The sequence below is a fragment of the Oceanobacillus sp. NCCP-135 genome (assembly GCF_059698015.1).
The window spans coordinates 66,828-81,364 of sequence record NZ_BAAKSZ010000018.1; the positions used below are offsets into that span (position 1 = coordinate 66,828).

Below are 14,537 nucleotides of genomic sequence, written 5' to 3' on the forward strand. Positions count from 1 at the left end.
ATTAATCACCAAGCGGAAACCTTTTGCGATATACTTCATATAGTAATAAACTGCATGCAACAGATGCATTTAACGATGAAACCTGACCTTTCATTGGCAGGCTGAGGGTCCAATCACATTTGCTCTTAACTAGACGACTCATCCCTTTTCCCTCATTACCAATTACCAGAGCTAACGGCAATTCACCATCAAGCATACGGTAATCCTCTGTTGCATCTGCTTCAGTACCTACAATCCATACATTGCGTCCTTTTAATTCATCAATTGTATTAGCAATATTGGTTACCCTGGCAACCGGAATATGCTCCATTGCACCTGCAGCAGTTTTTGCAACGGAAGACGTGAGTCCAACTGAACGCCTTTTAGGAATAATTACCCCATGAGCACCAGTAGCATCAGCTGTCCGCAAAATAGACCCCAAGTTATGTGGATCCTCCAGCCCGTCCAATATAATAAAAAAGGGTGCTTCTTCTTTTTCTTCGGCTTTAGCAAACAACTCCTCAAGTGATGTATACTCATAGGAAGCAACATAGGCGATAACCCCTTGATGATTGCCATCGGTAAGCTGATTCAATTTGCTTTTCGGTACTTTTTGAACAATTGTTCCAGCTTGTTTAGCCAGTTGGTGTAACTTCGCATATGTATTCGAATTTAATTGCTCCGTTACAAAAACCTTGTTAACGGAGCGACCCGACTTCAATGCTTCTATAACAGGGTTTTTTCCAATAATCATTTCTGGATCCATGCTATACATCCCTCTCCTCAATGAACCTGACAGCAGCTTGTAGCAACTCGGTTAGTCTCCTTTGATTATTTAAAAGATAGTGATAGCCAATTAATGCTTCAAAAGCCGTACTGTAGCGGTATGTTTGTACACTTGTGTTTTTGGGGATAGAACCGGATTTTGCATTTCTACCCCTGAAAACGATCCGCTCCTCTTCCTCCGTAAGATATCCCTTTTCCAACCAATATAATATAATAGCTGCTTGTGCCTTTCCCGCTACAAAAGTAATTGCGTGGTTATGCAACTGATTGGGTTTCACCTGACCAGTATGCAGCAAATACTCACGTACGTGTAATTCGTATACAGCATCCCCCATATAGGCGAGGGCTAAACTTTTCATTTGTTTTACGTTAAGTTCCATATTAGCCCCTTTTCCAGCGAACCCCTTGGGCTGTATCTTCCAAAATGATATTTTTTCCTTTCAATATATCCCTTATTTCATCTGCCCGAGCAAAGTTGCGGTCTTTTCTTGCTTCGCCTCTCTCTTTAATTAATGATTCAATTTCTTCATCAAGAAGTTCTAACTCCTCCTGCAACGTAATTCCCAGTACAGAAAGCAGCGTGGAAATCGTCTCCTGGAATGCCTCGATTACGTTTGATGATGTTTGTTTAGACTGCAAGTAAACATTCGCTTCTTTCGATAAATCAAATAAAACAGAAATGGCATTTGCAGTGTTAAAATCGTCATCCATTTCTTTTTCAAATTGTCCTTTAAAAGCATTTACTTTCTCTATCCATTTATCCGTATCCTTAGCTAAATTCATGCTTGTATCCTTTCGGTGCTCTAAATTTAAATAGGCTGTTTTGATGCGATTTAAACTGTTCTGAGCCCCCTCCAATAATTCCTCGGTAAAATTAATTGGGTTACGATAATGGACACTAAGCATGAAGAAACGCAGGACATGCGGATCATGATGTTCAATTAAGTCCCTTGTTAAGACAAAATTCCCCAGTGATTTTGACATTTTTTCATTATCAATATTAATATACCCATTATGCATCCAATAGTTTGCAAAGGGTTTTCCATTCATTGCTTCCGATTGAGCAATTTCATTTTCGTGATGGGGAAACGTTAAATCCTGTCCACCCGCATGAATATCAATGGTTTCACCAAGATATTTCTTAGCCATCGCTGAGCATTCAATATGCCAGCCAGGTCTCCCTTTTCCCCATGGGGAATCCCACGCAATTTCTCCATCCTTTGCTTTTTTCCATAAAGCAAAATCAAGTGGATCTTCTTTTTTCTCGCCAATTTGAATTCTTGCACCAGAGCGTAATTCATCAATAGATTGATGGGATAGTTTCCCGTAATCATTAAATGAACGTGGTTTAAAATAAACATCTCCATCCACTTGATAGGCATAGCCCTTTTCGATAAGTGTATCAACAAAACGGATAATGTCATCCATCGTATCCGTTACACGCGGATTATGCGTTGCTGTTTTGACACCTAATGCCCCTACATCCTCTAAATAAGCATCAATAAACCGATTTGCAATTGCTGGAACCTCTTCTTTCAATTCCTTTGCAGTTTTAATAATTTTATCGTCTACATCGGTAAAATTTAATACATAATCAACAGTAAACCCTTTGTATTCAAAATACCTGCGTACCGAATCAAACACAATTGCAGGGCGGGCATTCCCAATATGAATATAATTATATACTGTCGGTCCACAAACATACATGCTGACTTTTCCCTCTTGCAGTGGTCTGAATTCTTCCTTTTTACGAGTTAATGTGTTATAGACTGTTATCGACATATGCTTTACCCTCTTTCAGCTTTGCAATTTCTACTCTTAATTCATCAATTTCCTGTTGTAAGTGTGCGCAACAATCAGCAACCGGATCAGGTATTTTATGATGATCTAAGTCTCTTCTTACTTTCTCCCCATTTTGCTTCACTACTCTACCCGGGATACCAACAACCGTGGAGTGGGCCGGAACATCCTTCAATACAACCGATCCACCACCAACCTTTGCGCTTTCCCCAATCGTAATCGAACCGAGTACCTTTGCACCTGTAGATATAAGCGCATTATCCTTAATCGTAGGATGCCGTTTGCCCTTTTCCTTTCCAGTTCCACCTAATGTGACACCTTGAAATACAGTGACATTATCACCGATTTCGCAAGTTTCCCCGATAACTACGCCCATCCCGTGATCGATAAAGAAGCGTCTGCCAATGATTGCTCCTGGATGGATTTCAATACCAGTGAAAAATCGGCTTACTTGTGAAATAACTCGTGCAATAAAAAATAATTTTTTCTTATAAAAAGCATGCGCAATCCGGTGAAACCAAATCGAATGCAGACCGGAATACGTAAGAAATACTTCCATATAGGTTCGTGCTGCAGGGTCTTGTTCAAACACAACATCCATATCTTCTTTCATTCGTTTTATAAATCCCATTCGTATACCTCCCCCTACTTGGATTTATATAGCAGATATTCTTAAAGAAGAAATAAAAAGCGTCTCTGTGCAATAAATACACAGAGACGCTTCCTTTTGCGCGGTTCCACTCTGTTTGGAGGGGATTACCCTCCCAACTCGTGCTCCTTTAACGGTAGAGTACCGCCGTTATGTACTGTATTTCCATAACGGACTCCGAGGGGCACTTCAAAAACGATGCTTTAAAATCACTTTCAGCCGGTGGTGATTCTCTCTTATCGTAAAACATTCGTTTTCTACTTTTCCTCTTCAACGTTCAAGATTCGTATTATTACTATATTACATTCTGTGTTGTTTGTGAATTAATTAAGCTCCTAATTGTTTTAAAACTTTATCCAGGCGCTCAAGAATTACTTCTTTACCTAATAGTTCTATTGCAAAAGGCAATTCTGGTCCATGTTTTTGACCAGTTGTAGCAATACGAATTGGCATAAATAATTTTTTTCCTCTATGCCCGGTTTCTTTTTGTGTTGCTTTAAACTGTGCTTTAATTGATTCTTTTGTAAAGTCATCCAAATGAATCAGCTTATCTGCAAAAACCTGCAGGACTTCTGGCACCTGTTCTTCACGTAGCACAACCATAGAATCCTCATCAAATGTAATCTCTTTATTAAAGAACATCTCTGTTAATTCGACAATCTCTGCACCATATCTCATTTGTTCCCGGTACAGGGCAATGACGTTTTCTGCCCAATTCCTTTGTTCCTCATCCATATTCTCTGGTAGTTTACCCGCTTCAATTAAGTGCGGCATTGCTAGATCAATAACCTTCTCAAGCTCAGAAGCTTTAATATACTCATTGTTCATCCACTTAAGCTTATGGCGATCAAAAATTGCCGCTGAAGTTGAAAGACGTTCAGGATCAAATATCTCAATTAATGTCTTTTTATCAAAGATTTCTTCTTCCCCAACTGGAGACCAGCCAAGTAACGTAATAAAATTAAATAGCGCCTCAGGTAGATAACCTAAGTTACGATATTGCTCAATAAATTGTAAAATATGCTGATCACGCTTACTTAGTTTCTTGCGTTCTTCATTTAAAATTAATGTCATATGACCAAAGGTAGGTACTTCCCAGTCAAATGCATTATAGACCATCATTTGTTTTGGTGTATTTGAAATATGCTCTTCTCCACGCAGAACATGACTGATTTGCATCATATGATCATCAATCGCCACTGCAAAATTATAGGTCGGGATACCGTTTTTCTTTACAATCACCCAGTCGCCAAAGTCACTTGATTCAAAGCTGATTTTCCCACGTACCAGATCATCAAATGTATAGGTATGATTTTCAGGGACACGTAAGCGAATACTAGGTTTACGTCCTTCTGCTTCGAATGCAGCGATTTGTTCAGAAGTCAGATTACGATGGGCTCCCGAATATTTTGGAACTTGTCCGTTCGCACGCTGCTCCTCGCGTTCTGCTTCTAATTCCTCTTCTGTCACATAGCATTTGTAGGCAAGATTTCTTTCAAGCAATTCTTCAACATACTTATTGTAGATTTCAAGCCGTTCTGTTTGGCGATACGGACCATACTGTCCACCAACATCTGCACCTTCATCCCACTCGATACCAAGCCAGTTTAAAAATGTAAGCTGACTTTCTTCGCCGCCTTCCACATTTCGTTTGTCATCGGTATCCTCAATACGAATAATAAATTTACCATCGAAATGCTTTGCATATAAATAATTAAATAATGCCGTCCTTGCGTTCCCAATGTGCAAATGACCTGTTGGGCTAGGTGCATATCTTACACGGACTTCTTTCGTCATAATATGAGCTCCTCTCTAGCTTTTAACATATCTATTCAGTGTTTTTTCTTTTATCCCTCATGTAACAAAAAGTGATAACTTATTTCGTTATCACTTTTTACTATATCCTCTATAAGTTATACCCTTTTTATTGTGCTTTTTCAAGTAATTTTGGTTTTGCGAAAATCATTCTGCCTGCCGAGGTTTGCAATACACTCGTAATTAACACTTCAATTGTTTTGCCGATATAATCTCTGCCTTCTTCTACCACAATCATTGTACCATCATCTAAATAAGCAATACCCTGATTATGCTCTTTTCCATCCTTGATTACCTGTACCATTAATTCTTCTCCGGGTAAAACAACAGGTTTTACTGCGTTTGCCAGATCATTAATGTTCAACACACTGACCCCTTGCAGATCACAAACCTTATTTAAATTAAAATCATTCGTAACAACAATACCATTAATTACTTTGGCTAATTTAATCAGCTTACTATCAACTTCATGAATTTCCTCAAAATCGCCTTCGTAAATTTCTACTTTAACAGGTAGTTCCTTCTGAATACGATTTAGCACATCCAGTCCCCGGCGACCTCTATTACGTTTTAAAGCATCTGATGAATCAGCAATATGCTGCAATTCTCCTAAGACAAACTGCGGAATAACCAGTGTTCCTTCCAGAAAATTAGTCTGGCATATATCCGCAATTCGTCCATCAATAATAACACTCGTATCCAATATTTTCGCCTTCGGTTGGCTTTGTTCCGGATCTTCTGCTGCAACTTTTCGTTTATCCCGGTCCTTTTTATTTATATTTAAAAAATTACTGAATTCTTCTCTACGTCTAAAACCAACTTGAAATCCAAAGTAACCTAATAAAATCATAATAAAAAGTGGTAATAGCTGTGAAACAATTTCGATATTAATATCCTGCAGTGGCATATTAATAAAATAGGCGATTACTAGTCCAACAATTAAACCGATACTCCCAAAGAATAAATCCATAGCTGGTAATCTTATAAGTGCTTCTTCCACCCATCGTAAGAATCCAACAATATAATCTGCCAGCCAATAAGTAAAAATAAAAAATATAATTACCCCAATTAATAAGCCTAAATACGGGGATGCTACCCATTTTGCATCAGTAAAATCTAATAAATTTATAATATCTGGTACATATAAATACCCAATGGTACCACCCAAAATAAGAAAAAATAAATGTACAATCTTTTTTAGCACCACTGTCACCTCCTAACCTTTATTATTACCTTTTAAAACCAAAAATAATCCCATAAAAATAAGAAATAGACTATGATTTCAAATAAAGCATAGCATAGCTACAGGAAACATTCAATTCGTAAAACATATCATTCTACCATAATCGTTTTTGAATATCAAATAAAGCTGCCCGATTTATTATCTTTTTAGCCCTGCATCCAATGCTTCCTGTACTGTATTCACACCGATAACCTGAATGCTTTTCGGAACCTGCCAGCCATCCAAGTTTTTCTCTGGACAAATAACCCGTTTAAATCCAAGCTTAGCTGCTTCCTGTACACGTTGTTCAATCCGGGATACCCGTCTGATCTCCCCCGTTAAACCCACTTCACCTACGAAAATATCATCAGGCTTCGTTGGCTGATTACGAAAGCTTGAAGCAATGCTTACGGCTATCGCTAAATCAATTGCTGGTTCATCAAGCTTCACACCACCCGCAACCTTAATGTAAGCATCCTGATTTTGTAGCATTAATCCTACCCTTTTTTCCAGCACTGCCATTAGTAATGGCACACGATTCGCATCAATCCCTGTAGCCATCCTCCGCGGATTCCCGAAGCTGGATGGTGAAATTAATGCTTGAATCTCTACAAGCACAGGCCTTGTACCTTCCATTGATGCAACAACAGTAGAGCCTGCAGCCCCCTGTGAGCGTTCCTCTAAAAATATCTCGGAAGGGTTCAATACTTCACGAAGTCCCTCTTCCTTCATTTCGAAAATACCCATTTCGTTCGTGCTGCCAAACCGGTTCTTTACACCACGTAGAATACGATAAGTATGATGTCTTTCCCCTTCGAAATAGAGCACCGCATCCACCATATGCTCTAGAAGTCTCGGACCAGCAATCGCTCCCTCTTTCGTTACATGACCCACAATGAAGATCGGAATTCCATTTGTTTTGGCTATTTTCATCAGTTCACTCGTACATTCCCTAACCTGTGACACACTTCCTGGAGCACTGGAAACCTCCTCACGAAAAATGGTCTGAATCGAATCAATGACAACAAATGATGGTCGAACTTCTTCAATTTGCTTGGCAATATCGAATAAATTGGTTTCCGACAAAACATATAATAAATCAGCTTTTACCCCAAGCCTATCTGCTCTAAGCTTTGTTTGACGGGTAGATTCCTCCCCTGAAATATACAGAACTGGCAGTTGTTTTTCAGCTAATTGGGAGGATATTTGCAGGAGTAAGGTTGATTTACCAATACCGGGATCTCCACCAATTAAAACGAGTGACCCAGGGACAATTCCACCACCAAGTACACGATTAAACTCCTTCATCGAGGTCGTTACACGTGGTTCTTTCTGTGATTCAATGGATGTGATTTTTTCCGGCTTTCCGGCTGATTTTGAACCCACATTAAATGTATGCTTGTTCCGTACATTCAATGCTTCGATTTCTTCGACTAATGTATTCCATTGATTGCAGCCCGGACATTTTCCCATCCATTTAGCAGATTCGTATCCACATTCTTGGCACACATACTTCGTTTTACGTTTTGCCACATTTCTCTATCCCTTCTTTATATCTCTATTATATACGATTTTGAAGCGTTAAAAGTTACAGGACTCTATCAATTTGCTTAAAATATTTCCATATTCATGCCACAATTACATATTGCCATGATAAGGGGTTTTTAAATTTTTTGAAAAAAGCTAGAAGATTGGTCTCTTCTAGCTTTTAAGCAGAAATATTCAGTAATATCCACTTTTCTATGAAAGTACAATAAACTCTCCCTTATTATTAAGCCCAACTTTTACTTTTTGGCCTTTTGCAATGGTCTCTTTAAGCATTTCCTCTGACAATAAATCTTCTATATTTTTCTGAATGGATCTTCTTAATGGGCGTGCCCCGTATTCCGGATCAAATCCTTCATTCGCAATCTTTTCAATGGCTTTGTCGGTTAATGATAATTCGATTTCCTGATCCCTTAATCTGCGTTTTAACTGTTCAATCATCAGAACAACAATATCCTTCATATGTTTCTTCTCAAGTGAATGGAAAACAATTGTCTCATCAATCCGGTTTAAAAACTCCGGACGGAATGCCTTTTTCAGTTCATCCATCACTTTTTTCTTCATGTCACTATATTCCTGACCTTCTTCATCAAGATTGAACCCAACGAATTTATTACGTTTTAACTCACTTGCTCCAACGTTTGATGTCATGATCATTACGGTATTTCGGAAATCTACCACACGACCTTTGGAGTCTGTTAACCTGCCATCCTCCAATACTTGCAGCAAAATATTAAATACTTCTGGATGTGCTTTTTCAACTTCGTCAAGTAATACAACCGAATAAGGCTTTGTGCGTACCTTTTCCGTAAGCTGGCCACCTTCTTCATATCCCACATAACCTGGAGGTGAACCAACAAGGCGCGATGTAGCATGCTTCTCCATATATTCAGACATATCAATCCGGATCATGGCATCCTCATCACCAAACATTACTTCTGCCAGCGCACGGGCAAGCTCTGTTTTACCGACACCTGTTGGACCAAGGAAAATGAAAGAGCCGATTGGACGCTTAGGATCCTTTAATCCAGCGCGGGCTCTACGAATCGCCTTAGATACTGCATTAACAGCCTCTTCCTGACCAATTAGCCGATGATGCAAAGTCTCTTCCATGTTTAACAACCGATCACTTTCATCCTTTGTAAGCTTGGAGACTGGTACCCCGGTCCAAATAGAAACAACACTGGCAATATCCTCCACCGTTACTTCTGAATCCGTTTGACCCTGCTTTTCCTTCCAATCATTTTTTGTTTCTTCTAATTCCTCACGCAGACGCTGCTCCGAATCACGCAAAGAAGCTGCTTTTTCAAATTCCTGACTTTGTACTGCTGCATCTTTTTCTTTACGCACTTCTTCCAGTTTTTGTTCCAGTTCTTTCAGGTTTGGTGGAACAGTGTAGGAACGCAAGCGAACCTTTGACCCTGCTTCATCAATGAGATCAATTGCTTTATCTGGCAGAAAACGATCTGTAATATAGCGGTTGGAAAGATTAGTTGCCGCTTCAATAGCATCGTCTGTAATTGTTACACGATGATGTGCCTCATAACGATCACGCAAACCATTTAGAATTTGGATCGTTTCCTCCAGTGTTGGTTCATCTACTTGAATTGGCTGAAATCTGCGTTCGAGTGCTGCATCCTTTTCAATATATTTACGATATTCATCTAATGTAGTTGCCCCGATACATTGCAACTCACCACGGGAAAGAGATGGTTTTAAAATATTTGATGCATCAATCGCTCCTTCTGCACCACCGGCACCAATTAATGTATGCAATTCATCAATAAACAGAATAATATTACCCGCCTGGCGAATTTCCTCCATCACTTTTTTGAGGCGGTCTTCAAATTCCCCGCGGTATTTAGTGCCTGCAACTACTGTTCCCATATCAAGTGTCATCACACGTTTATCTCGTAATGTTTCCGGAACCTCGTTATTAATAATTTGCTGCGCCAATCCTTCTGCAACAGCTGTTTTACCAACACCTGGCTCCCCAATTAAAACTGGGTTATTCTTTCTGCGTCTACTTAACACTTGAATAACCCGTTCAATTTCCTTACTGCGGCCAATAACTGGATCGATATTTCCTTCTTTTGCACTGACAGTTAAATCTCTTGCCAAAGAATCAAGTGTCGGTGTATTTGCACTTGTCTGTTGTCCACGACCCTGCCTGCCAGCCTGTGATTCATTACTGCCTAAAAGTTGCAGCACCTGCTGTCTGGCTTTATTTAAACTAACTCCAAGATTATTTAAGACACGTGCAGCAACACCTTCGCCCTCACGAATTAACCCGAGTAAAATATGCTCTGTACCAACATAAGAGTGGCCAAGCTTTCTTGCTTCATCCTGGGATAATTCAACCACCTTCTTAGCACGCGGTGTATAATGAATGGATTGCATTGGCTGTTTACCTACACCGATAAGTTTCTCAACTTCCTCTTGGATTTTTGGTACCTCAAGACCTAAAGACTGCAATGCTTTGGCAGCAATTCCTTCTCCCTCACGTACAAGTCCCAATAGAATATGCTCCGTACCAATATTATTATGGCCTAATCGGACTGCTTCCTCTTGTGATAATGCCAACACCTTTTGTGCTCTTTCTGTAAAACGTCCAAACATCATAAAGAATTTCCTCCTATCTATTTCTCCAATTGTAATCGTTCCCGTATTAAAGTCGCACGAAGCATATCGCGTTCGTTTGCTGTTAATGTTTTCTTTGCATATTGCTGCAAGAATCCTGGCTGTGTAAGAACCATCAGTTCATTAAGTATATTTCGAGAAGTATTTTTAATGAGTCCCAGATCAATTCCTAACCGGACATTGGATAAACACCTCGCAGCTTCTTTTGATTCAATGATCCGGCTATATTCCAAAACACCATAGGAACGAAAAATTCGATCCTCTAACGTTGTACTCGATTGCTCCATTAAATAAGTTCGTGCTTTTCTTTCATGACCAATTAATTGTCTAACAACACTTTCTAAATCGTCTATTATATCCTCTTCAGACTTTCCAAGTGTAATTTGATTTGAGATTTGAAAAATACTACCCAATGCTTCGCTACCTTCTCCATAAATACCACGAACAACAAGTCCTAATTGGTTAATAGCAGGAATCATTCGATTGATTTGTTTCGTCATTGCAAGTGCTGGGAGATGCATCATAACCGAGGCGCGCATGCCTGTACCAACATTCGTTGGACAACTCGTTAAATATCCTCTTGTTTCATCAAAAGCATAATTAATTTTCTCCTCTAACCAATCATCAAACTCAAATGCTTTTTTTAATGCCTTACTTAATTGAAATCCAGGAAAATATAGTTGAATACGAATATGGTCCTCCTCATTAATCATGACAGACACCTGTTCATTTTTTGATATCAGTGTTGCTGCCGCTTGTGCATGCTTCGCTAAATGCGGACTGATCAAGTGCTTCTCAACTAAAACTCGTTTTTCAACTGTCGTTAATTCACTAATGGGAATAAATGCAAAATCCTTATAATCATGGAATGACCGATGTTCATATTCTTTCTTAAAAAAGGCACGAATTTCTTCCAGTTTTTCCAGATCAGCCAATATCGGATAAGAAACCTCCGAGAAGTTCCTGGCAAGACGTATTCGACTACTTAAAACAATATCACTGTCTGGTCCTTCCTCACGCATCCATGGACTTATCGCTTCATTCATAAAGTGCTGTAATGTCATGAATTATCACCCGCTTCCAAATCTCCCTTTCGATTTTCCAATTCCTTTATTTTATCTCTTACCTGTGCTGCTTTTTCAAAGGCTTCCGATTCAATTAAACGTTGCAACTGAACTTTGTAATCTTCCAGTTGTTTCCTTTCATGCAAAATTCCGCCTTTACGTTTAGGAATTTTACCAAAATGTTTGGTATTTCCCGAATGTACTCGGCGAAATATCGGATCAAGTCGTTCGGAAAATGTTTCATAACAAGAAGCACAACCAAATTTACCAACCCGTTTAAATTCTGAAAATGTCATTTCGCATTTTGGACATTGAAGCTCATGTACTTGTTTAAATGTATTATCATGATGACTTCCCACTTTTGCAGAATCAAAGCTAAATAGTCCTGAGAGCAAATTATGAAGAGAGTATCCTTCCTCCGGATACATCATATAGCCTTTTTCCTTTGCACAAACCTCACAAACATGAACTTCCGCTTTGTTACCATTAATTACTTGGGTAAAATGAAGTGTAGCTGGCCGCTCTTGGCATTCTTGACATTTCATTTTGTTTTACCCCCTTTATTTGTTTAGATATTTTAGGGCTGTTAGCATCGCTGTTAATATGCGTGCACGAACCTCATCACGGAGTGGAAGCTGAAACGCTAACGTATTCCTGCCAATTGCACTTAGAATTATCTTCGCTTCTCGTTCGGTAATAATTTCTTCTTCCAAAAGCCGCTCAAGTACATCAATGGATGCTTGCTGGGTCACTTTAGGGTTTACCATTCGGATAATCTCATCAATGAGCTCAGATTTATCCTGATATATGACACGCATGATTCGAATATACCCACCACCACCACGTTTGCTTTCTACTATATACCCCTTTTCCACAGTAAACCTTGTGTTAATCACATAATTAATTTGTGAGGGAACACACTGAAATTGATCAGCTATTTCACTACGCTTAATTTCGATTACATTTTGACCTTTAGCTTGTAAAATCTTTTTTAAATATTTTTCAATTACATCTGAAATATTACTCAAGGAGTCACCTCCCCTTTATGTTATAAGCCTTTGACTTTGACTATCTTTGACTTTATTTTTATTATACTTCAATTTATGTAAGATGCAAACAAGTTGGTCAGATAAATATATTTTAGACAAAAAATAGAAAAAAAAAACATGGTAAAAATCTAACTTTATAGATTTGATGGACAATAGCATAAGAGCACCGGTTTAGCAACGTACGAATTGGAGCAATCCGGAACTGCATTATGTTCGTCCCACCAAAAGACTCGCAATGAGATGCACTCCAGAGTATAAAGTGAAACTTCATTCAGTGAGGGTTTCCCTTCCTCCCCCACCTTCACGTTTGGGATTTCTCACGCTTGGAGGTGGGGGTATTACAGCCCGTTAATGCGTGATAAAATTTACTAAACTTTCCCCTTTAAGGACGAAAGCAAGTTCATTTAAAAGGAATCACGGTGAGGTACGAGCCGATGTTGACTTTCACCACAAGGATATTAGTGCGACTAAGCCACTGTTTGCCGATCAGCAAGCCTTCTATATCATAGTGGAGGATTGTGAAGTCTAAGACTGCGGTTACTTGCCCTACCAAAAGATCTGCTAGTCGCTTTAGCGCTGGATCTGAAGCTGGAAGTAGCTAATCAAGAACCTAAGTTATCCATCGCATTTGAATGTTGAAGTTTCCTAGGGAGGAAGAAAGCCTGATGATAAGCCAAGCTTTTCATACGGTTTTTCACACAGTTATAATTCGGAAATATTCTTTACATGATCAATTCTAGAAATTTCCCCAAACAAAGATACACGATCCAAATCTTTCTTTCGCTCAATTTTAATAAAAATATTTCGTACGTTATTTTCTACTTTTATAATTTCGACTTTTTTTATAGTTAAATGATACGCTTCAAAAATTGCTACTATATTATTAATTTTCAGCTCTGGTAATGCAACAATTTCTATTACATTGTTCGTAATTCTCCCCCTGGTAAACAGTTTTTCAAAATTATTAAGAAAAATTAAGCTTAGCAAGATGACTAATGTTGTAAAAACTGCTGCTGCATACATTCCTGCACCAACAACTAATCCAATTCCAGCAACGGTCCAGATAGAAGCAGCGGTAGTCAAGCCACGAATTGTTCCACCGTAAACAATGATCGTACCAGCACCAAGAAAGCCTATCCCACTAATTACATATGATGGTATTCTAGCAGGATCAAAACGAACATTATCATATGTTTCAATAAATGTCTCAAATCCATATAATGACATCAGTATCATTAAGCAAGCTCCAACACCAACAAGAATGTGTGTACGAAAACCAGCTGAGTGATTTTTTAATTCACGTTCAAAGCCAATTAATCCTGATAAGATTAGAGCAATCAGCACACGAGTCATAATTATAAAAAAATCATCCCCAATGAATTGATCAAAAAAAGCACCCATTTCCCACACCTCCTTTTTAGTCTATATTTTCCTATATTACAGCAGATTCAAAAAAAATTATAGTAAAAGTGATTTCACTACTCTATTTATATATATGAAATACCTTTTTAATTATAAATGATATAAGTTTTTTATCCTATGTACTGCATCCACCTCACAACTTTAAACTTAAATAGCAGGATTTCACCTGTAAAATATCAAAAGGTAACTATATAAGTTTAATGCGGTGATGAAATAAATGAAAAATACCAATAATAGATAAATTTAAATTTATTTCAATTGGATCGTGAATGGTTTGGTAATTCCTTTTAAACTTTGGTAGAAATAGAAAAAGGCTAAGAAGCAATATATGCTTCTTAGCCTTTTTCAATTAAGTTTTAAGCCTGGCGGCGTCCTACTCTTGCAGGGGCAAAGCCCCAACTACCATCGGCGCTGGAGAGCTTAACTTCTGTGTTCGGGATGGGAACAGGTGTGACCTCTTCGCTATTGCTGCCAGACATTCCTAAAAACAAGGACAAGATATATTATATGCATTTCACTTAAAAAATGCAAGTGTTTTTAGTTTATACCCTAAAAACTAAATAAGA

Annotated in this window: 12 protein-coding genes, 1 rRNA gene and 1 other annotated feature; all 13 genes read right to left on the minus strand. The window is 38.5% G+C overall.

Going from position 1 to position 14,537, the window contains the following annotated elements; all coding sequences use genetic code 11:
• Position 1: 1 nt before the first annotated feature.
• The 13 genes from rlmB to rrf all read right to left on the minus strand — a co-directional run bounded on the left by rlmB (position 2) and on the right by rrf (position 14,447).
• Positions 2-745, minus strand: coding sequence for a 23S rRNA (guanosine(2251)-2'-O)-methyltransferase RlmB (gene rlmB, locus AC6HVZ_RS13310; RefSeq protein ID WP_497558658.1), 744 nt, complete (start codon positions 743-745; stop codon positions 2-4).
• Between the two features lies 1 nt (position 746).
• Positions 747-1,145: a Mini-ribonuclease 3 gene (locus AC6HVZ_RS13315; RefSeq protein ID WP_497558659.1), complete on the minus strand. Its 399-nt coding sequence runs from the start codon at positions 1,143-1,145 to the stop codon at positions 747-749.
• 1 nt (position 1,146) lies between these two features.
• Positions 1,147-2,547, minus strand: a complete 1,401-nt coding sequence (gene cysS, locus AC6HVZ_RS13320; protein WP_497558660.1) for a cysteine--tRNA ligase — start codon at positions 2,545-2,547, stop codon at positions 1,147-1,149.
• The gene (cysE, locus tag AC6HVZ_RS13325) at positions 2,528-3,196 is read right to left on the minus strand and encodes a serine O-acetyltransferase (RefSeq protein WP_497558661.1); all 669 of its coding nucleotides are present in this window, start codon (positions 3,194-3,196) and stop codon (positions 2,528-2,530) included. The genes cysS and cysE overlap by 20 nt, the downstream gene beginning before the upstream one ends.
• A 79-nt stretch (positions 3,197-3,275) precedes the next feature.
• Positions 3,276-3,497: a binding site (T-box leader), on the minus strand.
• Between the two features lie 44 nt (positions 3,498-3,541).
• Positions 3,542-5,011 (minus strand): glutamate--tRNA ligase, encoded by a 1,470-nt coding sequence (gene gltX / locus AC6HVZ_RS13330; RefSeq protein ID WP_497558662.1) that lies wholly within the window; start codon positions 5,009-5,011, stop codon positions 3,542-3,544.
• A gap of 127 nt (positions 5,012-5,138) precedes the next feature.
• Positions 5,139-6,233, minus strand: coding sequence for a PIN/TRAM domain-containing protein (locus AC6HVZ_RS13335; protein WP_497558663.1), 1,095 nt, complete (start codon positions 6,231-6,233; stop codon positions 5,139-5,141).
• A 177-nt stretch (positions 6,234-6,410) separates the two neighbouring features.
• Complete coding sequence (gene radA / locus AC6HVZ_RS13340) at positions 6,411-7,784, minus strand: DNA repair protein RadA (RefSeq protein ID WP_497558664.1); 1,374 nt, start codon at positions 7,782-7,784, stop codon at positions 6,411-6,413.
• 207 nt (positions 7,785-7,991) lie between these two features.
• Positions 7,992-10,418: an ATP-dependent protease ATP-binding subunit ClpC gene (gene clpC / locus AC6HVZ_RS13345; RefSeq protein ID WP_497558665.1), complete on the minus strand. Its 2,427-nt coding sequence runs from the start codon at positions 10,416-10,418 to the stop codon at positions 7,992-7,994.
• Positions 10,419-10,435: 17 nt separating this feature from the next.
• On the minus strand, positions 10,436-11,500 hold the full coding sequence (mcsB, locus tag AC6HVZ_RS13350; protein WP_497558666.1) for a protein-arginine kinase McsB: 1,065 nt from the start codon (positions 11,498-11,500) through the stop codon (positions 10,436-10,438).
• On the minus strand, positions 11,497-12,045 hold the full coding sequence (gene mcsA / locus AC6HVZ_RS13355; RefSeq protein ID WP_497558667.1) for a protein-arginine kinase activator protein McsA: 549 nt from the start codon (positions 12,043-12,045) through the stop codon (positions 11,497-11,499). The genes mcsB and mcsA overlap by 4 nt, the downstream gene beginning before the upstream one ends.
• A 15-nt stretch (positions 12,046-12,060) precedes the next feature.
• Positions 12,061-12,528: a CtsR family transcriptional regulator gene (locus tag AC6HVZ_RS13360; RefSeq protein ID WP_497558668.1), complete on the minus strand. Its 468-nt coding sequence runs from the start codon at positions 12,526-12,528 to the stop codon at positions 12,061-12,063.
• A 723-nt stretch (positions 12,529-13,251) separates the two neighbouring features.
• The gene (locus tag AC6HVZ_RS13365) at positions 13,252-13,950 is read right to left on the minus strand and encodes an MgtC/SapB family protein (protein ID WP_497558669.1); all 699 of its coding nucleotides are present in this window, start codon (positions 13,948-13,950) and stop codon (positions 13,252-13,254) included.
• A 381-nt stretch (positions 13,951-14,331) separates the two neighbouring features.
• Positions 14,332-14,447 (minus strand): 5S ribosomal RNA (gene rrf / locus AC6HVZ_RS13370).
• Positions 14,448-14,537 lie beyond the last annotated feature (90 nt).

Bases quoted from the DNA above. Each gene is read 5' to 3' on its own strand.
- AC6HVZ_RS13315 (WP_497558659.1), bottom strand. From the start codon at position 1,145: ATGGAACTTAACGTAAAACAAATGAAAAGTTTAGCCCTCGCCTATATG.
- mcsA (WP_497558667.1), bottom strand. From the start codon at position 12,045: ATGAAATGTCAAGAATGCCAAGAGCGGCCAGCTACACTTCATTTTACC.
- cysS (WP_497558660.1), bottom strand. From the start codon at position 2,547: ATGTCGATAACAGTCTATAACACATTAACTCGTAAAAAGGAAGAATTC.
- mcsB (WP_497558666.1), bottom strand. From the start codon at position 11,500: ATGACATTACAGCACTTTATGAATGAAGCGATAAGTCCATGGATGCGT.
- rlmB (WP_497558658.1), bottom strand. From the start codon at position 745: ATGGATCCAGAAATGATTATTGGAAAAAACCCTGTTATAGAAGCATTG.
- AC6HVZ_RS13365 (WP_497558669.1), bottom strand. From the start codon at position 13,950: ATGGGTGCTTTTTTTGATCAATTCATTGGGGATGATTTTTTTATAATT.
- gltX (WP_497558662.1), bottom strand. From the start codon at position 5,011: ATGACGAAAGAAGTCCGTGTAAGATATGCACCTAGCCCAACAGGTCAT.
- cysE (WP_497558661.1), bottom strand. From the start codon at position 3,196: ATGGGATTTATAAAACGAATGAAAGAAGATATGGATGTTGTGTTTGAA.
- clpC (WP_497558665.1), bottom strand. From the start codon at position 10,418: ATGATGTTTGGACGTTTTACAGAAAGAGCACAAAAGGTGTTGGCATTA.